Source organism: Desulfosporosinus acidiphilus SJ4, from assembly GCF_000255115.2.
Classification (GTDB): Bacteria; Bacillota; Desulfitobacteriia; order Desulfitobacteriales; family Desulfitobacteriaceae; genus Desulfosporosinus; species Desulfosporosinus acidiphilus.
Genome location: NC_018068.1, coordinates 902,883 through 926,314 on the forward strand (window position 1 = coordinate 902,883; position 23,432 = coordinate 926,314).

Here is a 23,432-nt window from a genome sequence, read left to right on the forward strand (position 1 = left end):
AGAGAAAATAAAATGTTTCCAAGAGTTTCTCTCAGGTTGAACACACTTAATGAAGCAGTGGTGATATACTGCTAATAGAGAGCTGTGGTTTAATCCTAAGACGGCACCTTTCAGTTTGGAATTAATGGCTGTTTACTCACACCATTTTACCGAATTGGAAAGGTGTTTTTCTTTAAGTCGGGGCAACGTTTGATCAATCGTGAGACTTTCACTTATAGAAGTGGGAGTGGTCCCCGTTCTCTGCTTCAGTGGGGGTAAGTCCATCCTTCAACGCGATTGCATTTGTTATTAGCTAGGTTCTTTCGGCGAAAATGTTCCCCATTGCTTGGTAGGAGATTTCCCAATAATGTTGAAACAACTAAAGAGATCAAATGATTTTCGCTTCAGAGATGAAATGTTGGGGAGGGACTACAAATGGAAGAGAATCAATCTATTGTAAAGGTTACTATGATTATTGTCATGATAACATCCTTTATTACTCCGTTTCTGGGTAATGCCATAAATCTTGGTATTCCCCAGATAGGTATGGAATATGGGGTAGATCAATCTCAGCTGAACTGGGTAGTCACCAGCTATCTGTTGGCTTCGGCAGCCTTTTTATTGCCCTTTGGCCGTTTAGCAGATCTTCTCGGGCGGAAGAGAATATTTCTAATTGGCATGATCGCTTTTGCAGTAACTTCTTTAGGCTGTGGATTTGCATTTTCATTCCCAGTATTAATTGTTTTCAGGGTTTTTCAAGGAATTGCCAGTGCTATGATTTTTGGTACTTCCATGGCGATCTTAACCTCTGTCGTCCCGGCAAAAGAAAGGGGAAAGGCTATGGGGCTAAGTGCAGCAGCCACCTATATCGGACTCTCTTTAGGGCCTGTCTTAGGAGGATTGATATGCAGCACCATCAGCTGGCGGGGGATATTTCACTTGAGTTTTCTAATTTCTTTAGTGGTTCTTAGCTTGACAATAACTCGACTGACCGGCGAATGGACCGGAACGGATCATGAAAATCTTGACAAATGGGGCAGCATTCTTTGGATAATAGGGATTTTGCTCTTTCTTTATGGATTATCCGATATTACCGCAGGTTATAGTAATATAATTGCCTTTGCTTTGGGTTTGCTTCTCCTGATTGTCTTTGTTGTTTACGAAAATAAACGATCGTATCCTATTTTGCCTATGGGTCTGTTTCTTAGTAATCGCTCCTTTGCCTTCTCAAATCTTGCTGCTCTTATCAATTATAGTGCTACGTTCGCTTTAGTTTACCTGATGTCTTTATATCTTCAAAATGTCCAGAACATTGGCATATCTCAGTCAGGCTTAATTCTCCTGTCTCAGCCTATTATCATGGCGCTGCTTTCTCCGTTAGCAGGTCGTTTGTCCGATAAAATCAATTCTCAAATCCTTGCTTCTTTAGGGATGGGTATAACAACATTAGGACTATTTTTATTTATTTTTTTGGCAAAGGGCACATCGATAGAGCTAATTGTTCTAAATATGGCTTTCATCGGTCTGGGGTTTGCTTTTTTTTCTTCACCCAATACTAATGCAGTCATGAGTTCCGTTGAACGTCCCCTTTATGGAGTAGCTTCCTCCACTCTGGGGACAATGAGACTGCTGGGTCAAACACTGAGTATGACCATTGTGGCCCTTATTACTTCTTTTGAAATGAAAGATATGCCCCTTGATTCCCCTTACTATATGACAAGCTTTATGAACAGTTCGAAAATTAGTTTCATTGTTTTTACTATCCTTTGTTTGATTGGTACCTTTGCTTCTTTGGCAAGGGGCAAGAGTCTTAACTCTCCTCGTAAAATTAACGAGAGTATTTAATTGCCTAAACTCCATATGGCGCCCTTAAAATAGACATTATTGCCTTAATTAGGAGCTGAGTATTTAGATCACGTTAATATCGGAACCCTAGTTTAAGGAATTCTTCATGCCCAGGAATAGAGCAAGCTGAAATTACATAATAGTAGGTAAGAACTCCGCCAGGGGGGCATGATATGAAGAAAAGGGGCTTATGGTTTCTCATTGGGATCAGCATCGTGTTATTAGGGGGAATAATAGGGTGGCTCAATTGGCCGCCAGACCCCACTAAGCTGGTTACACACGGCTTGGAACGACTGAATGCGGCAACCTCTTTTCGGTTCAGTTTGACCCAGCATCAATGGGTTGAAGGGAAAGATCGGGTTCTTGTTCAAGTACAAGGGGAAAAAGAGGGAACTAACACCAGGGTTTTAGGTGAATTAACCGGAAGCGAAGTTGAGTTGGTTAAAATCGGAGATTCAACGTTCAGTAAAGATCCATTCAGCAAAAAGTGGATTAAATTTGCTAATGGCCAGGCAGCACAACAGGTCTTTCTGGCGGAGCTCAACCCCCTATCTTCACTGCAAATGAAAGAACTTGGTGAGGTGGTGCTTAGCGGACAAGGGAAGGTCAACGGAGAAAAGGTTTGGGTCTGTCAGTTAAAACCCAGTGTACAAAATCAGATGATGGAGGATTATTGGAGCGATTTCCAGTATACGCTTTATATCCGAAAGTCGGATAAAATGCTTGTGAAAGCGACTATCGAAGCCAAAAATAAAGCAAAATCCGACCCCATGACAATGACACTTGAGTTTAAGGATATTGGAAAGAAGATTACTATACAAAAGCCTACAATTTAGAAGGAACGATAAGTAATAAGTAAAAATGAGTCAAAGACATAAGCCAGGAAACCCCTTAGGGTGCCTGGCTTGTGTCTTTATACTTAATCTCAGCAATATTTCCGGGAAACGAACGTATCTTTTGAAGGCCTCGATCCTTGAAGTGACTTCGTCTTAGTGATATATGAGAGAGGAGATTACTTGCACAATGGACAAGGCTCTGGTATAGTTTTTGATATATTTTATTGATAATTTTTATGTGGAGGGGTCCATAATGGAGGAATATATCGGCAAGGTATTGATTTCCAAGGAAGAGTTGGCAAAACGTGTCGCCGAATTAGGTGCTCAGATTACCAGGGATTACGAAGGTAAGAAGCTTTTAGTTTTGGGAATTTTAAAAGGGGCTGTTCCCTTTATGGCAGATCTCATTCGCGAGATTAAGCTGCCTCTGGCTTATGACTTTATGGCATTGTCGAGCTATGGCATGTCGACGAAGTCATCGGGAGTTGTACGGATACTTAAGGATTTGGAACGAAGTGTCGACGACGTCCATATTCTAGTGGTTGAGGATATTGTGGATACGGGACTGACCTTAAAGTACTTAAAGGAAAATCTCAAAGCGCGAAACCCTTTGAGTGTGAAGGTGGTAACCCTTCTTGATAAGGCTGCCCGGCGGCAAGTTGAAGTCTACCCTGATTACAATGGGTTTGACATTCCCGATGAATTTGTTGTGGGTTACGGCTTAGACTTTAATGAAGAATATCGTAATTTACCCTACGTAGGAGTTTTAAAACAGGAAGCTTATGAAGTGAATTAATAAGGAAATGGTGATGAAATAACGTGACAAAGGAAGTTGTTTTAGTTCTTGATTTTGGAGGGCAATACAATCAACTCATTGCCAGGCGAGTGCGAGAAGCCCATGTGTATTCAGAGATGGTTTCATATAAAACGTCTATTGAAGACATAAAGGCACGGCAACCGAAAGGCATTATCTTTTCCGGAGGACCTGCCAGCGTTAATCAGCCTAATTCCCCAAAAGTAGACCCGGAAATTTATAATCTGGGAATCCCAATCCTGGGAATTTGCTACGGGATGCAGCTTATGGCCCTGCAATTGGGCGGTACGGTGGAACGCCCTGTAGCCAGCGAGTATGGGAAAGCCATGCTAACCGTAGATAAAGCAGCGGATTTATGGGTCGGTTTGGGCGGAGAGCGTCCTTGCTGGATGAGTCATGGCGACTCCATTAAGTCGTTGCCGGAAGGGTTTGAGGTTGCCGCTCATACGGGACATACGCCGGTTGCAGCTATGATGAATTCTGCACGTCATTTTTATGGGGTCCAATTTCACCCGGAAGTCAAACATACTCCCGACGGTCAAAAAATGCTGGAGCAATTTTTGTTTGATGTTTGTCATTGTGCCGGGGATTGGACCATGGAGTCGTTCATTGAGCTGCAAGTGGCAGAAATCCGGGCTAAAGTAGGAAAGGGACGAGTTCTCTGCGCCTTAAGCGGCGGCGTCGATTCTTCAGTGGCAGCTGCTTTAGTTCACAAAGCCGTGGGAGATCAATTGACCTGCGTTTTTGTCGATCATGGTTTTATGCGCAAGAACGAAGCAGAACAAGTCAAAAAAGTCTTCACGGAGCAGTTTCAGCTTAATTTAGTGTTTGTGGATGCTCGGGAGCGTTTTATGGCCAAACTCGAAGGAGTATCTGAGCCTGAGGTTAAACGAAAAACCATAGGCAATGAGTTTATCCGCGTATTTGAAACGGAAGCCGCGAAACTTGGTCAAGTCGATTATCTGGTCCAGGGAACGCTCTATCCGGATATCGTCGAGAGCGGGACGGAAACTGCGGAAACAATCAAGAGCCATCACAATGTGGGAGGACTGCCGGAAGATATGCAGTTCAAACTGGTTGAGCCCTTGCGCATGTTATTCAAAGACGAAGTCCGCGAACTGGGAACCGAACTAGGTTTGAGTGAAGAAATTGTTTGGCGTCAACCTTTCCCGGGTCCCGGCCTGGCAATTCGTATCCTGGGTGAGGTAACCCGTGAAAAACTGGATATTCTGCGAGAAGCAGATGCCATTATTATTGAAGAAATTCGCCGCTCAGGCTTATATCGCGAACTGTGGCAAAGCTTCGCCGTTCTCCCCTCCATCAAAAGCGTCGGCGTAATGGGAGATGGCCGGACTTATGAATATCCAATTATCCTCAGAGCAGTTACCAGTGAAGATGCTATGACTGCTGATTGGGCGAGACTTCCTTATGATCTTCTCCATAATATATCGTCACGGATTGTCAATGAGGTTCGTGGGGTAAACCGGGTTGTTTATGATATTACCTCGAAGCCGCCGGGTACTATTGAGTGGGAATAATGCCTTTGGCATTATAGCTTCATAATAGAAATAGAGCACTCAACCGTTTTTGGTCGAGTGCTCTATTTTTTTAATGGCGTCTTCTTGATTTAGTGGAATATTTAAAATTCCCGAGCGTCTGGCAATACTCAAATAGATTTAAGATAGAACGATATAAGATATAAATTAAATACCCTCAAAGACTGGTTTTAAATCTATTGTAAGATCTGGAAGGATGCTCACTGTAATTTGGTCTTCTTCTGAGAAGACATTCGGTCTGCCGTATTTATTATTGTGTAGCGTGAATACACTAATAATCTTAATTTCCGGCTCAACAATACATGATCCATTTATCATTGAACCTTTTAATGCCGAAGTGTCTAGCCATAGAGGCAGCGCGAATAAAGAAAATAAATTAATCTTTTATACCACGTCGCAGTCGTTTCCGCAATAGCATGTAGAATCATCTAAGCAAGGCCAGTGGAGTTCCGCGGTGGAAGGAAGGCAATTTAAATCTTAATAAAAGAATCACATTCTCGTCAAACAAAAGCCTTATTTTCTATGTACACTGGGGTTAAGAAATTTAAAGGGGGTGACTAATTAACTATGACTCACTTCGTTGGAAGAGGTCTGGGGAACTTCAGTAATAGAGTTCCTTTCTCCAGTAACGCCGGTAGTGGCGTTGCAGCAAATAATGGTCTGAACATTTATGCTCTAGTAAACATGGGGCTGCATTTTCTTACTGTGATCGCCGTACTTCTGTTCATAGTATACATTGTCAAACATTTAACCAAACATCCTTTGTTTTTGCCCCAACGTTCAGATAAAGCCCTGGAATTGTTAAATGAGCGATTTGTACGCGGCGAGATTGATACTGAGGATTATGTGACAAGAAGAAAAGTTTTAGGTTATAAAAGTGAGTGAGTGAAAGACATGGGAACTGCCAAAACCCTCGAGGTAGTTCCCATAGTTTTTTCCTTAATAAATACCGCAATGATATTGGGGCATTCATTTCATCGAGCTAAAAGGTATTTTGAAATAGTAAATTATGCCTGCTCCGATCAGGGAGGCAAAGCCCCATGCCCAAGGAGGATGCTTATAATGAACTCTTATCAGCGGAAACATGCAAAAATTGAATACTATGGACCAAATGATATTCCAACCATGACTATATTTAAGGTAACCTATAAGGCTTAGAGCTAACTCAAAACCTGAAAAATATAGTTATTATGCCAAATCAAGGCTTAATAATCTCTAAAAATATTGTAAGGAAATTCGGAGTCATCATGCCCGCCCAGTGGGTTATTCGAACCGCAGGAACAACATTCCCAACCGCCGCAATTCAAATGGAAATCCGTGGGCTTTTTACATTTTCTGCAATAGGCAGCTACTGTGCGAGCCATTATAAAACCTCCCTTTGATCAAAAGATCAGTATTTACACGTTACTCTAACCAAAATATCCAATATTAAACATGATTTTTTAACATATTTTAAAGTCACAAGGAGCACTAACATTCAGTTAATCTTGATAAAATCTTAAGGAACCGGTCACATTCTCATTAAGATTTCGATGTATGCTAAATCATGGTTAAAATGAAATCTAGACTGTTGTTTTGACCAAAGTCCAAGGAAATAAACATAACTTGCCATGAATAGGGGGATATGAATTTTTATGCAGAAACTCTTTCAATTTAAAAAAGCATTAAAAAAACCATCACTGATTACGGGGGCATTACTTTTGGCCGCTTTGATAGGAGTCAGCGGTTGTGGTTCAAGTACTGCAGCTTCTGCTTCGTCAACAACTCAAGCTCAGTCCAGTAGTCAAGGGCAAACAAAGCAAGGTCAATCAGCACAGGGACAAAGGACACTCAATCCTGCTCAACAGGCTGCTATGGAAATTCGCCGTTTAGAAAATAACCAACAAAACCCTCTAACAAGTGATCAGAAAGATAAACTAAAACCCATTTTACAAGCATTGATCAGTACGAGTAATCCGAGTCAAGATTTCTTACAACAAAAGGCAGACGCTATTAACGCTGTTTTTACGGATCAACAGAAGAGCTATTTAGCAACACCTCCTCAGAGACCTTCTAATGGGACTAATCAAAACGCAAATAATAAAAGTTCCAATCAGAATAGCCAAAATGCGAATAATGCAAATGGCTCCAATACTCAACGCAGAAGCGGTCAGAATAGAGGTACATTCAATCCACAGCAATTCTATCAACAGGTATTGGATTCCTTAACTAAATAAATTAGAGTAGTATTCCTTTTTGGGTATAGGCGGCTTCGGTGATAATCTTCACTGGAGACTATCGTCACCGAAGCCCCGAGCTTCAGCTTTAGCTTTAGCTGAACTTGTTCACTTCTATATCCCCAATGTCAGATAGGTTAAATGATGAGACGATATCGTCTTGGAGGAGTATTTTATTTACTAGTAACTTGGTTTTCCATATTCGACAAATATTTGCCTAATATTGGATATTATCTTCTTGCCATTTCTCCAAAAAAACAATACAATTCTTATTAAGAAGACTTTTCGGGAGGAATCCAAGTGGAAAAGAAACTTTTGAAAAGAATTGAGGTTCTTCGAAGACGACTCAACAAATTTGGTCAAACGCGTAAGCTGATTGATAGCGAGGTTGTCGAGATTAGTCAAGAACTGGATGGTTTGCTGAACCAATACCAACGGGCTGTTTCTGTAGAACAATTAAGTTTCTGGTAAAATGAAAGTACATAGGCTTAAGAAAGAGTCGTCGCTCCGATGGCTCTTTAATTTCGAAAAAAAACTGATTTGGAAAGATTACGTGAGTGCGTTTATCGGAAGGAGGGATTATAATAGAGTCATGGCAGGAGGGGCGTAATGAATTACGTGGTTTTTGATTTAGAATTTAATATGTTTTTTCCTTTTAAAGAAGGGGATTCAGCAAACCCCGCTTTAAAAAATGAAATAATACAAATTGGTGCTTTAAAATTAAACGATCAATTAGAGAAGATCGATGAGTTCAACTTGTTAGTTAAACCTTATGTTTATAAACGATTGAATCCTTATGTAAAGAGAAAGACGAACATTAACACGAGCAAAGTGATCCCAAGAAGACCTTTTTGGGAAGCCATGGAAAGCTTTGAGGCCTGGATCGGAAGTGAAGTTGTTTTATGCTCTTGGGGGCAGGATGATATCTTAGGACTGCGGGAAAATTGCTCGTTTTTTGGTTTCAGTGCTAATTTTTTCGATAAATATATCGACATACAAAAAATCTATATGAAGTATGAGGGGTTGCCTCAACAACCAAGCCTTGAAAGCGCAGTGGATAGTTTAGAAATAGAAAAGGCTTTACCTTTTCATGATGCTCTTAGTGATGCTGCATACACCGTGGATATTTTTAGGAAGGTCTATGATTTTTCTAAAGATGCCATTATTAATTGGGAAAAAGTACAGCGAGAAAATGAATTTAAGATTAATGAACTAAAAGGTTTACTAAGCCAGACAAATATTTACTGTCCTGAATGTGGAAATTATGTGGCAAAAGATAAGGAGTTTAGCAAATCTAAAAAGTATTTTGCTCATGGTTTTTGCCAACAATGCAAAATGCCTATTCGACACGTTGCTAGAATTATAAATAAAAATGGAGAATTTACGATTGTTTGTAAAGATAATATTTATATAAAAGGTGAAAGCGTTAAGTAAGGATAATAGATTCTTTGGCGGATTAGGTTGCAATGGGCTTTTTAAAAGTCTGTCGCGACCTTCTTTAATTCATCCAATGGTGAGAATCACTTCTAAATTGGGAGTGCTCAACGTTTTCTGCCAATTAATAGTGGAGTTGAGTTTTGCGAGATTCCCGTTCTTTCATCGGTAATCTTGTTTGAGATAATAGGGATCATAGAAGAATTATTTAGCCGAACGTTCTGGATGCAAGACTGATTAACGTTCGAATTTATTCTTGACCTTTACAAGCCCTTCCTGTACAATGAACGTAAGAAATAAATAAGAGTTCATATAATCGCGGAGATATGGTCCGCAAGTTTCTACCAGACTGCCGTAAATGGTCTGACTATGAGCGAAAGTGTACCTAGGGCGATGAGATCGTCCAAGTGGTACAGATTTGATTGCATAATCAAATTACACCGAAGGGATAAAAGCCCAGGCGGGTAGGTTTCACTCTTTCTTTTTAAGGGGGAAATTTACTCGCCTGGGCTTTGATTTTTTATGGAAGTGAGGGGTTTCGTTGAATCAGATCGGAGTTATTATGGGCAGCGATTCAGACTACAAAGTGATGGAGGATGCAATCAAGATCCTGAGACAATTTGAACTGGATTTTGAAGTGAAGATTTCGTCAGCTCATAGAACCTTGGAGCGAACTCTTGACTGGGTCAAAGGCTTTGAGAATCAAGGAGGCAGACTAATTATTGCGGGAGCGGGTTTAGCAGCCCATTTGCCTGGAGTTATAGCGGGGGCAACGACACTGCCAGTAATCGGTGTCCCCATGAACAGCGGCCCCTTGAATGGCGTCGATGCTCTCTATGCTATTGTGCAAATGCCTCCCGGAATACCTGTAGCCACCGTTGGGATTGGCGCTGCCCGTAACGCTGCCTTGCTTGCTGTACAAATTTTAGCTGCAGGGGATGATGCCTTGCGAAGGAAGATAAAAAACTACCGAGCCAAAATGGCAGAGGATATTGCTGCTAAGGATGAGGCCTTGCAAAAGAAACTAAACGAAGATTGAAAGTTAGGAAATAGAAAGGAGATTCTGCTTTGATTGACAGGTACACACTTCCTGAGATGGGAGAAATCTGGACAGACGAACACCGGCTTTCTCTGTGGTTGAAAATTGAAATTGCTGCCTGCGAAGGTTGGGCAAAACTTGGCAAGATTCCTAAGGAAGCCGTTGAGGTGATCAGAGAGCGGGCATCTTTCACTTGGGAACGGGTTCAAGCTTTGGAAGAAGTAACACAGCATGATGTTTTAGCGTTTTTAACCAACGTTGCTGAGAATGTGGGCGATGAAGCCAAGTATATTCATCTGGGCTTAACTTCATCGGATGTTCTCGATACGGCTTTGTCTTTGCAAATGGTTGAAGCAACGGATTTGCTGTTAGCTAAGATGGAGGCCTTGGAGGCGGTTCTCCGCCGCAGGGCAATAGAACACCGGGATACTTTGATGATGGGACGTACTCATGGAATCCATGCTGAACCTATTACCTTGGGTTTGAAATTTGCCCTCTGGTACGATGAGATCAGACGCCAGAAAAGACGCCTCGATATTGCCCGCGAAGAAGTGCGGGTGGGAAAAATTTCGGGAGCGGTGGGGACTTTTGCTAATGTAGATCCCCAAGTGGAAGCCCATGTCTGTCAATCCCTTAACTTGAAACCAGCCTTGATTTCCACCCAAATTCTCCAGCGTGACCGCCACGCTTACTTTATGACGACTCTGGCGGGGATAGCCAGTTCCCTCGACAAAATGGCTACCGAAATCCGCAATTTACAGAGAACGGATGTTCACGAAGTTGAAGAAGCCTTCGGCAAGGGCCAAAAAGGGTCTTCAGCCATGCCGCACAAAAAAAATCCAATCACTCCGGAAAGGATTTGCGGTATGGCCAGGGTTGTACGAGCAAATGCTCAAGTGGCTTTAGAAAATGTAGCCTTATGGCATGAACGGGATATCTCCCATTCGTCGGCTGAACGGATGATATTACCGGACAGTACTTTGGCCTTATATTATATGCTTCATAAAATGGTTCAACTCATTGATCGCTTGCAAGTTTTCCCTGAGCAGATGAAGTTCAATATAGACAAAGGCTTGGGATTGATTTTTTCTCAACGGGTGATGCTGGCCTTAGTGGAAAAGGGCGTAAGCCGCGAAAATGCCTATGCTATGGTGCAGCGCAATGCTATGGAGGCTTGGAACACCAAAGAACAATTTAAAAACTTAATCAGTCGGGATTCGGCAATTCGCAAATATTTAGATGAAGAACTTATTAATAACCTATTCGACTATGACTATCACACAAAACATGTTGGGGACATTTTTGAACGATTAGGGCTAGTTTAGGAACCTAGGAATCTAGGAATCTAAGAGCCTAAGAATCTAAGAGTTTAATAAGGACCCAGGTATCCTATGACTTAACGAACTTATACCTAAAACCATGCATTTTAAAACTATAACATATCGAAGTAGAGCAAGTTGAGAAAAGGGTCAACTTGTAATGCCCGGCAAAAAAAATTGATCGATGGAAAGGGGTAATAACGATGGAAAAATTAGAACTAAAGTATGAGGGAAAAGCTAAGAAAGTCTATGCAACGGATGAAAAGAATTATTATTGGGTGGCGTATAAGGATGATGCCACAGCGTTTAACGGCGAGAAGAAAGGACAGATTGCTGATAAAGGAGAGGTTAATAACCAACTTTCAGCACTTTTCTTTACGGAAATTGAAAAAGCGGGAATCCCTACTCACTTTGTTCGCCTGCTAGGGCAGCGGGATATGCTGGTGCGGAAATTGGATATGATTCCCCTGGAAGTTGTTGTTCGTAATATTGTGGCAGGGAGCTTGTCCAAACGTCTCGGTGTAGAAGAAGGGTTTATTCTCTCCCAGCCTGTCGTGGAATTATATTATAAAGATGACGCTTTAGGTGATCCCATGGTCAATGAATCACATGTTGCTGCCATGGGATGGGCCAAGCTCGAGATTGCTAAGGAGATACAAGTCATGGGACTGAAGGTCAATGAAATTCTGCGCAATATTCTTGCCAAAGCGGGCATTGACTTAATTGATTTTAAATTGGAATTTGGTATTGACAATGGCAAAGTGATTTTGGGTGATGAAATATCTCCGGATACATGCCGCTATTGGGACATCAAAACTCGGGAAAAGCTGGATAAAGACCGTTTTCGCCGAGATCTGGGTCAAGTTGAAGAAGCTTATCAGGAAGTATTTCGAAGGGTCAAAGAGGTCTTGGCAGGACAATAAGCATTCTGTTTGTTGGGGAGGACGGCGAAAAATCTCTTAATCTGCATCTGAGATTTATGGTTTTTCGCTTTGTCTCACTATTTTAAGGGGGGACAAAATTGTTCGATTTAAGCCTGGACAAACCACATGAGGAATGTGGCGTCTTTGGGATCTATGCTCCCAATCAAGAGGTGGCTCGCTTAACCTATTATGGACTCTATGCTCTTCAGCATCGCGGGCAGGAAAGCGCCGGGATCGCTGTTTCTGACGGACATTCGATTGAAATTCATAAAGGAATGGGTCTTGTCTCGGAAGTGTTTTCTAACCACATTGTTAAGAATCTACACGGGAAAATGGCTATTGGACATGTTCGTTACTCAACAACAGGTTCTAGTTTATTGGCTAATGCCCAACCCCTTGTTGTGCACTATCAAAAGGGAATGATGGCCTTAGCGCACAATGGAAATTTAACCAATGCCAGAGAATTGAGGGAAGAATTAGGTGTGAACGGGGCCGTCTTTCAAACAACGACAGACAGTGAAGTTATTATTAACCTCATTACCCGCTACCGCCGGGATTCTCTCGAGGATGCCATTGTCAAGACCATGATGGATTTGCGCGGGGCTTATGCCGTAGTAATTTTAGCAGAGGATAAACTTTTTGGTTTAAGAGACCCCCATGGGGTCAGACCTCTTTGCATCGGAAAAAAAGGCGAAAGATATTGTCTGGCCTCAGAGAGCTGTGCCCTTGATACCATAGGTGCTGAGTTCATCCGGGATTTAGAGCCTGGAGAAATTGTCATTATTGATGAGGAAGGCTTGCACTCCCGTCGGGGGTTGTCTAAGAATAAGAATGCTTCCTGTGCCTTTGAATATATCTACTTTGCCCGTCCGGACAGCACCATAGACCAGATAAATGTTTCGGAAAGCCGCTGGAAAATGGGGGTTGAATTAGCCCGTGAATGTCCCATCGACGCTGATCTTGTGATTGCAGTTCCGGATTCAGGAACCGCATCGGCTTTGGGATATGCCACAACTCTGGGATTGCCCTTTGGGGAGGGTCTGATCAAAAATCGTTATGTCGGGAGAACATTTATTCAACCGACTCAGGAAATGAGAGAAGCGGGCGTTCGTTTGAAACTGAATGCGAATACGAGCGTTCTTAAGGATAAACGAATCGTTATGATTGATGATTCCATTGTGCGTGGGACCACGAGTTCAAAACTAGTGGCTATGGTGAGAAAAGCAGGAGCTAAAGAAGTTCATTTTCTAATAAGTTCGCCTCCGGTGGCTTATCCATGTTATTATGGAATAGACACGGCTGAACGGGAAAAGCTGATCGCCAATCGCTTAGATAGAGACGGAATACGACAGTATATTGGAGCGGATTCCTTGCATTATATCTCAGAAGAAGGATTGCTGAGAGCCCTTGGAACGGAGAAGGTGTGCCTGGCCTGTTTTAATGGCGCTTACCCTATTCCTGTTTCAAACCTGAACCGGGGGAAAAACTCTTGTGGTTGAAAACGATTGACGAAACGTAGGGAGGAATCAAAGGTGGGATACTCTTACCGAGATGCTGGTGTTGATATACAAGCTGGAAATGATGCCGTCGAATCTATAAAACCGGCTGTTGCACGAACGCTTCGTCCGGAAGTGTTAGGTGGGCTTGGCGGATTTGGAGGGCTCTTTAAACTGAATTTGGAAAAGTATCCGGATCCCGTTCTTGTATCAGGAACCGATGGCGTGGGGACTAAGCTCCGCCTCGCCTTTCAAATGAACCGTCATGATACCATAGGGCAAGACGCAGTCGCTATGTGTGTTAATGATATCCTGGTACAAGGTGCGGAGCCGCTGTTTTTCCTCGATTATCTTGCTGTAGGAAAGGTCTTACCCGCCAGAGTGGCTGAAGTCGTCGGCGGGGTTGCCAGGGCTTGTGAAATGGCCGGCTGCGCCTTAATCGGAGGAGAGACGGCAGAGATGCCGGGCTTCTATGCTGAGAATGAATATGATATTGCAGGATTCTCAGTGGGGGTCGTTAACCGTGATCAATTGATCGACGGTTCGACTATTCAAGCCGGGGATGTCCTCATTGGCTTGCCTTCTAACGGACTGCACAGCAATGGCTATTCTTTAGCAAGAAAACTATTTGAGAGCTATTCTTTGGAAGAAGTTTTGCCCGAGCTGGGAGAACCTTTAGGTGAGACACTGCTAAGACCTACGCGAATTTATGTCAAGACAATTTTGTCACTCCTTTCCGAGAAGAAAATTAAAGGGATGGTACATATTACGGGGGGAGGACTCACGGAGAATATTCCCAGGATCTTACCCTCCGGTCTAGGGGTTAAGATCGATCCGACGTCTTGGCAGCGACCCGCAATATTCGATTTGCTGCAACGCATAGGGGATGTTGCTTGGCCTGAGATGTATCGAACGTTCAACATGGGTATCGGATTTGTGATTATTGTCAGCAGTAACGATGAAGAGACGATACGTCAGAGACTGGCTGAGATGGGTGAATTGAGCTATGTTATTGGGTATGTTGCTCCAGGAGTAGGTGTTACTTATTGAGAACCGCGGTGTTAGCTTCCGGGAGAGGGAGCAATCTTAAGGCATTGCTTGAGGCTCAGAAAAGGGGAGAGCTGCCGATTAAGATTGTTGCTGTGGGTTCAGATCAACCCAAGGCCGCAGCCCTCGAATTGGCGAAGGACAATGGAATTCCAACTCAGGTTTTTGCTCCAGCCGATTATCCAAACCGTCAAGCTCAAGATGAGGAACTCTTAATCTGGTTGAAAGAAAACCAAGTTGAGCTGCTGCTTTTAGCAGGCTATATGCGGGTTTTAGGCCCTCAGTTTATTCGACAGGCTAATATTCCAGTCTTAAATATTCATCCGTCATTGCTTCCTGCCTTTCCGGGACTCCATGCCCAGCGGCAGGCTTTGGACTATGGTGTCAAGGTCAGTGGTTGTACGGTACATTTCGTTGATGAGGGTTTAGACAGCGGACCGATTATATTGCAGGAGGCAGTGCCTGTTTTGGCAGAGGATACAGAAGACAGTTTAGCGCAAAGGATATTAGAAGCAGAACATCGTCTCTACCCGGAGGCTGTCCGTCTCTTAGCTTCCGGATGCGTAAAAAGAGTAGGGCGCCGGGTTCGGATATAGTAACTGGAGGGTTTAGAATGAAGCGAAGAGCCATTATCAGCGTATCGGACAAGACAGGAATTGTTGCTTTTGCTCAAGGACTTGCAGAGCTGGGATTTGAACTCATTTCCACGGGGGGGACTTTTAAAGTCCTGGAAGAAGCCAACATCCCCGTCAAATATGTCAGCGAGGTTACAGGATTTCCTGAAGTTTTAGGCGGTAGGGTGAAGACCCTCCATCCTTTGATTCATGGGGGAATTCTGGCTCGAGATATTGCAGAGCATCGTGAGGAAATGGAGCAAAATGGAATCGGTTTTATTGATTTAGTTGTGGTGAATCTCTATCCATTTCGAGAAACAATCTCTAAATCAGGAGTTAGTTTTGAGGAGGCCATCGAAAACATTGATGTAGGAGGACCGACTATGGTTCGGGCCGCTGCTAAAAATCACGGCAGGGTTACCGTACTCGTTAATCCCAAATCCTATGAAGAAATATTAAATGTTTTACGGGAAAATGGAACTGTTTCAGCCGGTATGCGCAAAAGATTAGCTGCAGAGGCCTTCGCTCATACGGCAGAATATGATCGTCTGATTGCCAGTTATTTAGAACGGCAGCTTGAACCCGTCGGTGGTTTTCCCAGAACGCTGCGCCTTACCGCCCGCAAAGTTCAAGAATTGAGATATGGAGAAAATCCTCAGCAAAAGGCCGCTTTTTATATAAATTCTGAGGCTGCTCCCGGCAGTTTGGCAAGAGGTGAACAGCTTCAAGGGAAAGAGCTTTCCTACAACAATTGGGTGGATATGGATGCTGCCTGGAAAATTGCCCGGGAGTTTGATTCCTGTGCTGCGGCGATTATCAAACATACCAATCCCTGCGGTGTAGCCTTGGGAAGCACCCCCTTGGAAGCCTATCAAAGTGCTTTGGCTTCGGATCCGGTTTCTGCTTATGGCGGAATTATCGCTTTAAACCGGGTCATGGACGGAACCTGTGCCGAGGCAATTAAGCAAAGCTTCTATGAAGTGATCGTGGCACCGGATTTTAGTCCTGAGGCACGGGAAATTTTAAGCGCTAAAGCCAATCTCCGTCTTTTTGCAGTTGGCAGGGGGGAAAATGAAGTAAATTCTCGCTGGATGTTGAAAAGTATTGACGGAGGGTATCTGGTCCAGGAAGTGGATCGGGGAACAACTCATGTTGATGAATGGGAATTCATAACCCAGCAAAAGCCAACAGAAGAAGATTTAAAGGCACTCGATTTTGCTTGGCGTGTTGTCAAACATGTTAAGTCAAATGCCATCGTTGTAACAGATTATCGTCAGACCTTAGGTGTTGGAGCCGGACAAATGAATCGGGTAGGCTCGGCTAAGATTGCTATAGATCAAGCGGGTGAAAAAGTAAAAGGCGCCTATTTAGCCTCGGATGCCTTCTTTCCCTTTCCGGATTCCATTGAAGCTGCTGCCCAAGCAGGGATACGGGCGATTGTTCAACCCGGAGGATCTATTCATGATGCCGAAGTCATTGAAGCGGCGAATCGTTTAAATATCATTATGGTCTTTACGCATCGCAGACATTTTCAACATTAGTTTTCTAAAAGGTTACTTTTGGGTGACGGGGTGAAAACATGAAAAAACTTCGAGTATTAGTTATTGGAAACGGTGGGCGAGAACACGCTCTAGCCTGGAAGCTTTTCCAGAGCCAGGAGCTGGAACGTCTCTTTGTTGCGCCCGGAAATGCCGGGACAGAACCTTGGAATGTTCCTGTTTCGGCTCAAGACATACCGGCCCTAGTGGAGTTCGCTTTGAAAGAATCCATTGACTTGACTCTGGTTGGTCCGGAAGATCCTCTGAGTTTAGGAATCGTTGATGCTTTCCGAGAGGCAGGCTTGCGAATTTTTGGGCCCACTAAGGCTGCTGCTCAGCTTGAGGGCAGTAAATCCTTTGCCAAAACGATTATGGAACAGGCAAACGTTCCCACCGCCAAGTGGGAAGTTTTCGATGAGGCGGATCAGGCAAAAAGGTACATTAAGACCCTTGGTGCCCCATGTGTTTTAAAAGCGGACGGCTTAGCGGCAGGAAAAGGTGTCATCGTTGCCATGGATTTGGAGACTGCCCTCCAGGCTGTCGATGAGATCATGGATGGAAGCTTTGGAGCAGCAGGAAAGAAACTTTTGGTTGAGGAATTTCTCGAAGGACCAGAAGTCAGTTTGCTCTGTTTTGCAGACGGCAATACTGCTTACCCGATGGTTCCTGTCCAGGATCATAAACGTGCCTTAGACGGCGATCAAGGTCTTAATACCGGAGGAATGGGAACTTACAGCCCACCGCCCTTCTGGACGACAGAGCTTGAAGAAACGGTGATGAGAGACCTTGTTAATCCAACGTTAAAGGTTATGGCTGAGCTAGGAACCCCATTCCAGGGAGTGCTTTTTCTAGGCCTTATGCTTACGGAACAAGGTCCGAAGCTCTTGGAATACAATGTTCGCTTCGGAGACCCGGAAACACAGGTGGTTATGAAACGCCTGGAAAGCGATCTTTTACCGGTTTTATGGGCTTGTACAGAGGGCAGATTGTCTGAAGTCAAGTTGGAGTGGAAAAATGAAGACGCAGTTTGTGTTGTGATGGCTGCCCCTGGTTATCCTGCAAAGTATCCTAAGGGAATTCCAATCCGCTTGCCGGAGACCAATGACCAGGATTCTGTGATCTTTCATGCGGGTACCATCATGAACCATGGAATACTTGAAAGTTCCGGCGGTCGCGTTTTAGGAGTTACCGCTGCCGGAAAAACGCTGCAAGAGGCTCGAGAAAAGGCTTATGCCCTTGTGGAAAGCATTGATTTTCCCGAGGCACATTACCGGCGGGATATCGGCATAAAAGGGTTGAATAATGAGTAGAAGATCCAACATCTATAATTAGGTTTTCCATTAAATAAACTCAGCGCAAGCTGAGTTTATTTAATGAATAGTAAACTTAAGGTTTAAAAGCAAAATGTTTATCTCTCGCAGATACGTTCGCCTATACTTTTCTATATACCAAGTCTTCATTAGAGGTTTTTCTGTGACCACTAGGAGCATCCCCCCATATAATATAGGCAAGGTTCGATAAAAAGGGGGGGATGAAGGTGTTTCATTATCGAAAACATTTATTTTACCCGATCCATGTGGAACGGCAGGATCCTGGATTTGCAAAATTGTTATTGGAACATTACGCCGGACGAAACAGTGAAATTTCCTCAGCTCTTCAGTACTTAAATCATCGCTCGAACATGCCTAATCGGTATGTTCGAGATCTACTTGGGCTAATAGCGGCGGAAGAATTAGGACACATGGAATTAATCGCTGCAGCCATTACCAAATTAGGCGGACCTCCGCTTACTTGTGTGAATTCTCAAGGCGCCCCTTGGGTTTCAACGTATATTGATCAAAGCACTGATTATATTGCTATGCTGCAGGTAGATATTCAAGCGGAAACCCGGGCCGCTCTTCTTTATCAGCAACATTTAGAGTCAACCACAGATCCTAATATGAAAAAAATGATCAACTTTCTCATTACTCGAGAAGGGGTACATAAACGTTTGCTCCAAAAGGCACTAGCGTTAATTCGCGAAAACGGGTCGCCTGAGGAATTCAATGAATTAATTTATGAGTATAAGATGAGTTTGCAGGTTTTGGAATAAAGAGATAACGAAAAAGAGTCATTGAACTTCGTGATGAAGTGTCAATGACTCTTTTTAGGTTGGTTGCAGATCAAAGCAATTAATCTGACCATAGCCCCAGATCGAGGTAGGCAGTTAATGCTTGGGACACTGAAATATAACGATGGCACAACGGATTGTGCGATCAGCGGCACGAGTTTTATTATGCCGGCGGCCATCTCACCGTCAGAGTTTGAGCCGGTATCGCCAGGCGATTACAGTGTTAGTATCGGCCCATTGACCGGAGGAATCTCTATGTAAGGCTTGAACCAGGGCTTAAGGAACAGTCAGAATTAGTTTTAGGGCAATTGGGTATTCCAGTGTCGAATGCAGTAACAATATTTTTAAAACAGGTAGTTATTAAGAGAGGAATTACTTTTTATGTTAAGCTTCCTCCTCTACAACCTATAGCACCTTCAGATTTAACTGAGAATGAGATTGATGAAGAATTGTAAAAGGATATAATGATTTCATTCAGGGAAATACAAAATCTGCAGAGAAGGTTTTTTCGGATATCCATAGAGATTACGGTTATAACATACAAGATTGTATTAACTAAACAAGCCGATACTGATTTAAGAGCCATCTATGAATATATTGCGGTTACTTTGCATGAGCCTGAGACAGCAACTAAACAATTGGAAAGAATCGAAGAGTTTATGCACTGCCTTATAGGAAGATTTAGTTAAAATCCTCCAGGACTGTCTCGTAAGAAGTTTACTTTAAAGTCGAATGGAGGAATTATGTTAAAAATTATTCAGGTTGTTGTATTAGAAGATTGACAAAAGTAATTGATTAGAGTAGATTACTTGTCAAGGCAAGTAATAGAAAGGATGTTATCTATATATATAAACTTGAATGATTCGTTAGGCTATTTGCTAAATATTGCCGCGGGAATAAATAAGAGCACCCTTTACTCTGTATTATTACCATATGAAATTACACCAGAACAGTTTATTTTACTTACCAGGCTGAATTTAGAAGAAGATGGTAAAAATCAAAAGCAATTAGCAACTGAGACTTTTAAAGATGAAGCAAATGTCGCTAGAATATTGAAAAAATTAGAGTTAAAAGGCTATGTGCGAAAAATCTCAGACAGTAAAGACAAAAGAAATAACCTTATTTTTATTACAACGAAAGGGCATAGTTTGGTAGGAAAATTGTGGCCATTAGTAGGTTCTTATAGAGAAAGGATGTTTCAAAATCTATCGGAAGAAGAAGTAGTGATATTGAAGATTCTACTTAAAAAAATAATAGAAAATGGTTTTGAGGATTAAAATATCCAAATACTTGTCTTGACAAGCAAATTAGGAGGCGCTTTTATGCATCGGATTAAAAGTTTTCGTGAATATATTGAGAATTTAAAAGTACTTGGAGAAGTCAAAGAAATCGAAGAAGAAGTTGATTGGAACTTAGAAATGGGTGCAATTATCCGTTGGTGTAATGAAAATTGTGCACCTGCTCCACTCTTTAACAATATAAAAGGAGTTGAAAAAGGTTTTCGAGCACTAGGAGCTCCAGCTGGAGTAAGTAGGCAAAAAGATTTGTATTTATCACGTTACGCATTATCTATAGGTTTGTCTCCTAAAGCAACTGGCAAAGAAATAATTGAAGCTTTAATAGATGGATACAGCCGTAAACCAGTTGATCCTATAATCGTTTCAAACGCTCCTTGCAAAGAAAAAATCTTACGAGGTGAGGAGGTTGATTTATATAAGCTTCCAGTACCATTTGCCCATGACGGTGATGGAGGACGCTATATAAATACTTGGGGAACGATTATTGTACAGTCTCCCGACAAGAAGTGGACTAATTGGTCAATCGCTCGTATTATGATTTTTGATAAAAAAACTATGGTAGGTATGGTTGCCGGCGGACAACATCTTGGTAAGATACGAAAAATGTGGGCAGATTTAGGTGAAGAAGTTCCATTTGCTCTTGCTTTTGGAACCGAGCCAATGATTCCTCTTGTTGCCGGATCAACACTTGTTTCAGAGGGGATGAATGAAGCAGATTATATAAGTGGTTATTATGGAGAACCAATTGAATTAATTAAAGCTGAAACTAATGACATTCTCGTACCGGCTAACTCAGAAATTGTTCTGGAAGGCATATTGTCTACAAGTGAAACAGCCATGGAAGGTCCCATGGGAGAATATTCCGGATATCTGATAAAACAATCAAAATCCGAGAAACCAATATATCATGTAACAGCCATGACATATCGTGATAATCCTATATACCCTATTGTAGTAGCTGGAGCTCCAATAGATGATGATCATCCGGTAATGGGAATTGGAGCTTGTGCTGAAATATTATCTGCACTAAGAAAACATGAAATTCCGGCGACTATGGCCTGGATGCCTTTCGAATCGGCGTGTACTTGGTTGGTGATAACTATACCTAAGAATTGGAAGGAAATGTTGAATTGCAATATGAATGAGCTTATGAAAAAAATAGGTGATGCTGTATATTCTTGCAAGGGAAGTTTCCTTTCTCCAAAGATTATTGTAGTGAATGACGATATTGACCCAACTGATACAAGCCAAGTGGTATGGGCATTTGCTTCTCGAAACCATCAATCTAAAGAAATTTACTTTAGACCCGAAAGTAGGGTAATAGGTCTAATCACATACTTGGATGAAGAAGAGAAAAAGGTTTTTAAGACAACAGCATGCATTTATAACTGTTTGCTACCAGAAGACATGAAATATGAAGACTATCCTATTACAAGTTCATTTAAAGGTGTATTTCCTAAACGGGTTCAGGAAAGTGCTATGGATAAGTTGATTAAAGCAGGTTTCTTAGAATAAAATATTTTTGACAGCAACGTTATGTCCATTATCTGGTTATTCTATCTTATGATATGGCATACTTACCAAGTAAAAAGCCACTTGTGGTAAATTACCAGCAGGAAGTGATGTGTAGATGAATATTTGATTTGGTTTTGATCCTGTTAGAAATTTCGGGTGAACTTTTATGAAGCCAAAAATAGGAAAAAAGAGAGTATATGTAACTTAATTTTAGTATAGTTGAGATATACTCCGTTTTGCAGTGTACAGAGATTATTACTCAATGGTTCAGGACCCCTTAACGGGAGGTGTGAAACTGTTTGTAAGCAATTTTTACAAACATGAGTCAGATTCTTACTTAAAATTTGAAATTATAGACACAGGTATAGGCATACCGAAGCATTTGCAGGATCAACTTTTTAGGGAGTTTCACAAGTTGACAATTCTTATACAAAGTCCTTTAAAGGAACTGGCCTGGGCCTTAAGTTATCCAAGATACTAGTTGGTTTAATGGGTGGCAGTATATCATTCACCAGTGCTGAAGGAAACGGAAGTATATTTACATTTGAATTAACATGACAGAGATGAAGATATTTGTTTGGGGATGAGGTTGTCGTGAGTAAAGGGATCGAACAGCCCCGAAGTTCAGATTTAGCTGAACGAGTTCACTATCTCGGGAAAACGATTAGTTTAGATTGATTTCTGCCCGCGTTTTTTGCTTGATATAGAGCTCGGTCCGCCATTTCAATCAATGTTGTAGACGGAGTATCTGGTTTAGGATAAATTGTGGCAATTCCCAAACTAATTGTAACGTATTGATTTATTAATGAACCTGAGTGATCAATACTTAGGCATTCAACGACAGTGCGGAGTCTTTCAGCAACTACTGTAGCGCCATGTTCATTTGTACTTGGCAAAATGACTGCGAATTCCTCTCCACCGTATCGTGCGACAATATCCGTCGGGCGCATCAATACGCTTTGTAAGCCATTAGCTACATTGATAAGACATGTATCTCCTGCCAGGTGACCGTATGTATCGTTATATGCCTTAAAATAATCAATGTCGCATAAAATCATGGATAATGGAGCTGCGCTACGAGCCGATAGTTTTAGTTCTTTCTTCAGATATTCATCAAAATATCTCCGATTTGCAATACCGGTTAATCCATCTAAGAAGGATAACCGTTGCAACTCTTGTTCGAGCTTTTTTCGCTCGGTGATATCGCGAACAACTACCAGTATGCGTTCAGCTTCATTTATGAATACTTTTTTCAAATTTATTTCAACAGAAAAAAGTTGTCCTGTCTTATTTTTGGCTAACCATTCAAAAGTCTGCGGTGATTCATTAATTGCCTTCTCTATGTATTGTTTTGCGTGTTCGATATTGTAAGGTAGATGCTACGATATGTTTCTTCGGGCACCTGATCATAACCAGTGATGTGGCAAAAATCATAAGTTGTCTTTTCCATAACAAGGTGGCCCCTTTCGCCAGTCATTTTACAAATTGTACCTTTTCCAGATGGATGGAACTATTTATTGTTATAAGCGCTAATAATCACAATTCTTGAAAATACACTGAATACCTTCAGGTTTCCAAAATAAAAGTCAAGTTTTGGGTAACTCTATCCTGGAGGTTCCTGGTAAAAATATCCAGACTAACTAAATTTGGAGATATTTCTGGTAAGATTAACTGGCAATCGGGTGGGGGAGAGATAGGCAAAGCTGATATACATAATTATGAAAGCCTTAGGAGCCACCTTTACACCTGGAGTTCTTTATCCATTCGCATTGGTTGATCAGATCGCCTTTGCTTGAATCCTTGCCATTTTGGTCGAAGCGTTTTAGCCTATTTCCTTCCTCCAGCGTAACGAT

At 42.1% G+C, this 23,432-nt stretch carries 24 protein-coding genes, 1 pseudogene and 1 riboswitch; of the genes and pseudogenes, 23 read left to right on the forward strand and 2 right to left on the reverse strand.

What is annotated here, in order from left to right; translation table 11 throughout:
• The first annotated feature begins 414 nt into the window (after positions 1-414).
• The 5 genes from DESACI_RS04165 to DESACI_RS04185 all read left to right on the forward strand — a co-directional run bounded on the left by DESACI_RS04165 (position 415) and on the right by DESACI_RS04185 (position 5,915).
• Positions 415-1,824, forward strand: a complete 1,410-nt coding sequence (locus tag DESACI_RS04165) for an MFS transporter (RefSeq protein WP_014825921.1) — start codon at positions 415-417, stop codon at positions 1,822-1,824.
• A 173-nt stretch (positions 1,825-1,997) separates the two neighbouring features.
• Positions 1,998-2,660: a LolA-like protein gene (locus DESACI_RS04170; protein WP_014825922.1), complete on the forward strand. Its 663-nt coding sequence runs from the start codon at positions 1,998-2,000 to the stop codon at positions 2,658-2,660.
• A gap of 253 nt (positions 2,661-2,913) precedes the next feature.
• Complete coding sequence (gene hpt / locus DESACI_RS04175; RefSeq protein WP_014825923.1) at positions 2,914-3,456, forward strand: hypoxanthine phosphoribosyltransferase; 543 nt, start codon at positions 2,914-2,916, stop codon at positions 3,454-3,456.
• Positions 3,457-3,479: 23 nt separating this feature from the next.
• Complete coding sequence (gene guaA / locus DESACI_RS04180) at positions 3,480-5,012, forward strand: glutamine-hydrolyzing GMP synthase (protein WP_014825924.1); 1,533 nt, start codon at positions 3,480-3,482, stop codon at positions 5,010-5,012.
• 585 nt (positions 5,013-5,597) lie between these two features.
• A complete protein-coding gene (locus DESACI_RS04185) occupies positions 5,598-5,915 on the forward strand; it encodes an SHOCT domain-containing protein (protein WP_014825925.1) in 318 nt (105 codons plus the stop codon).
• Positions 5,916-6,235: 320 nt separating this feature from the next.
• Here DESACI_RS04185 and DESACI_RS24425 read toward each other — a convergent pair whose 3' ends face one another.
• Positions 6,236-6,394 carry a hypothetical protein gene (locus tag DESACI_RS24425; protein ID WP_014825927.1) on the reverse strand — a complete coding sequence of 53 codons (159 nt, stop codon included), beginning with the start codon at positions 6,392-6,394 and terminating at the stop codon, positions 6,236-6,238.
• Between the two features lie 270 nt (positions 6,395-6,664).
• On the opposite strand from DESACI_RS24425, the gene DESACI_RS04190 reads away from it, so the two are divergent.
• From DESACI_RS04190 to DESACI_RS25715, 18 genes and pseudogenes are all read left to right on the forward strand, one after another.
• A complete protein-coding gene (locus DESACI_RS04190) occupies positions 6,665-7,246 on the forward strand; it encodes a hypothetical protein (RefSeq protein WP_014825928.1) in 582 nt (193 codons plus the stop codon).
• A gap of 300 nt (positions 7,247-7,546) precedes the next feature.
• Positions 7,547-7,717, forward strand: coding sequence for an aspartyl-phosphate phosphatase Spo0E family protein (locus tag DESACI_RS04195; RefSeq protein WP_014825929.1), 171 nt, complete (start codon positions 7,547-7,549; stop codon positions 7,715-7,717).
• Between the two features lie 138 nt (positions 7,718-7,855).
• The gene (locus DESACI_RS04200; RefSeq protein ID WP_014825930.1) at positions 7,856-8,680 is read left to right on the forward strand and encodes a 3'-5' exonuclease; all 825 of its coding nucleotides are present in this window, start codon (positions 7,856-7,858) and stop codon (positions 8,678-8,680) included.
• A 288-nt stretch (positions 8,681-8,968) separates the two neighbouring features.
• Positions 8,969-9,070: riboswitch (purine riboswitch) on the forward strand.
• Positions 9,071-9,221: 151 nt separating this feature from the next.
• On the forward strand, positions 9,222-9,719 hold the full coding sequence (purE, locus tag DESACI_RS04205; protein ID WP_014825931.1) for a 5-(carboxyamino)imidazole ribonucleotide mutase: 498 nt from the start codon (positions 9,222-9,224) through the stop codon (positions 9,717-9,719).
• Between the two features lie 29 nt (positions 9,720-9,748).
• Positions 9,749-11,044 (forward strand): adenylosuccinate lyase, encoded by a 1,296-nt coding sequence (gene purB / locus DESACI_RS04210; RefSeq protein ID WP_014825932.1) that lies wholly within the window; start codon positions 9,749-9,751, stop codon positions 11,042-11,044.
• A 197-nt stretch (positions 11,045-11,241) separates the two neighbouring features.
• The gene (gene purC, locus DESACI_RS04215) at positions 11,242-11,961 is read left to right on the forward strand and encodes a phosphoribosylaminoimidazolesuccinocarboxamide synthase (protein WP_014825933.1); all 720 of its coding nucleotides are present in this window, start codon (positions 11,242-11,244) and stop codon (positions 11,959-11,961) included.
• 98 nt (positions 11,962-12,059) lie between these two features.
• On the forward strand, positions 12,060-13,460 hold the full coding sequence (gene purF / locus DESACI_RS04220) for an amidophosphoribosyltransferase (RefSeq protein ID WP_014825934.1): 1,401 nt from the start codon (positions 12,060-12,062) through the stop codon (positions 13,458-13,460).
• Between the two features lie 33 nt (positions 13,461-13,493).
• Positions 13,494-14,507 (forward strand): phosphoribosylformylglycinamidine cyclo-ligase, encoded by a 1,014-nt coding sequence (gene purM, locus DESACI_RS04225; RefSeq protein WP_014825935.1) that lies wholly within the window; start codon positions 13,494-13,496, stop codon positions 14,505-14,507.
• Entirely contained in the window at positions 14,504-15,100 is a 597-nt protein-coding gene (gene purN, locus DESACI_RS04230; RefSeq protein ID WP_014825936.1) for a phosphoribosylglycinamide formyltransferase, read from the forward strand. Before purM ends, purN begins: the two co-directional genes overlap by 4 nt.
• Before the next feature lie 17 nt (positions 15,101-15,117).
• A complete protein-coding gene (purH, locus tag DESACI_RS04235; RefSeq protein ID WP_014825937.1) occupies positions 15,118-16,659 on the forward strand; it encodes a bifunctional phosphoribosylaminoimidazolecarboxamide formyltransferase/IMP cyclohydrolase in 1,542 nt (513 codons plus the stop codon).
• A 38-nt stretch (positions 16,660-16,697) separates the two neighbouring features.
• Positions 16,698-17,966, forward strand: coding sequence for a phosphoribosylamine--glycine ligase (gene purD / locus DESACI_RS04240; RefSeq protein WP_014825938.1), 1,269 nt, complete (start codon positions 16,698-16,700; stop codon positions 17,964-17,966).
• A gap of 227 nt (positions 17,967-18,193) precedes the next feature.
• A complete protein-coding gene (locus tag DESACI_RS04245; protein WP_014825939.1) occupies positions 18,194-18,748 on the forward strand; it encodes a manganese catalase family protein in 555 nt (184 codons plus the stop codon).
• 117 nt (positions 18,749-18,865) lie between these two features.
• Positions 18,866-19,027, forward strand: coding sequence for a hypothetical protein (locus DESACI_RS24110; protein WP_158310145.1), 162 nt, complete (start codon positions 18,866-18,868; stop codon positions 19,025-19,027).
• A gap of 47 nt (positions 19,028-19,074) precedes the next feature.
• Positions 19,075-19,221: a hypothetical protein gene (locus DESACI_RS25635; RefSeq protein WP_345788484.1), complete on the forward strand. Its 147-nt coding sequence runs from the start codon at positions 19,075-19,077 to the stop codon at positions 19,219-19,221.
• A gap of 9 nt (positions 19,222-19,230) precedes the next feature.
• On the forward strand, positions 19,231-19,455 hold the full coding sequence (locus DESACI_RS24885; RefSeq protein ID WP_202947864.1) for a hypothetical protein: 225 nt from the start codon (positions 19,231-19,233) through the stop codon (positions 19,453-19,455).
• A 165-nt stretch (positions 19,456-19,620) separates the two neighbouring features.
• The gene (locus tag DESACI_RS04255; RefSeq protein ID WP_242833120.1) at positions 19,621-20,043 is read left to right on the forward strand and encodes a MarR family winged helix-turn-helix transcriptional regulator; all 423 of its coding nucleotides are present in this window, start codon (positions 19,621-19,623) and stop codon (positions 20,041-20,043) included.
• Positions 20,044-20,088: 45 nt separating this feature from the next.
• A complete protein-coding gene (locus DESACI_RS04260; protein WP_014825941.1) occupies positions 20,089-21,579 on the forward strand; it encodes a UbiD family decarboxylase in 1,491 nt (496 codons plus the stop codon).
• Between the two features lie 432 nt (positions 21,580-22,011).
• A pseudogene (locus DESACI_RS25715) lies at positions 22,012-22,137 on the forward strand (ATP-binding protein); the annotation flags it as partial.
• A gap of 89 nt (positions 22,138-22,226) precedes the next feature.
• On the opposite strand, the gene DESACI_RS04270 reads toward DESACI_RS25715, so the two are convergent.
• Positions 22,227-22,943, reverse strand: coding sequence for a GGDEF domain-containing protein (locus DESACI_RS04270; protein ID WP_083845539.1), 717 nt, complete (start codon positions 22,941-22,943; stop codon positions 22,227-22,229).
• Between the last annotated feature and the right edge of the window lie 489 nt (positions 22,944-23,432).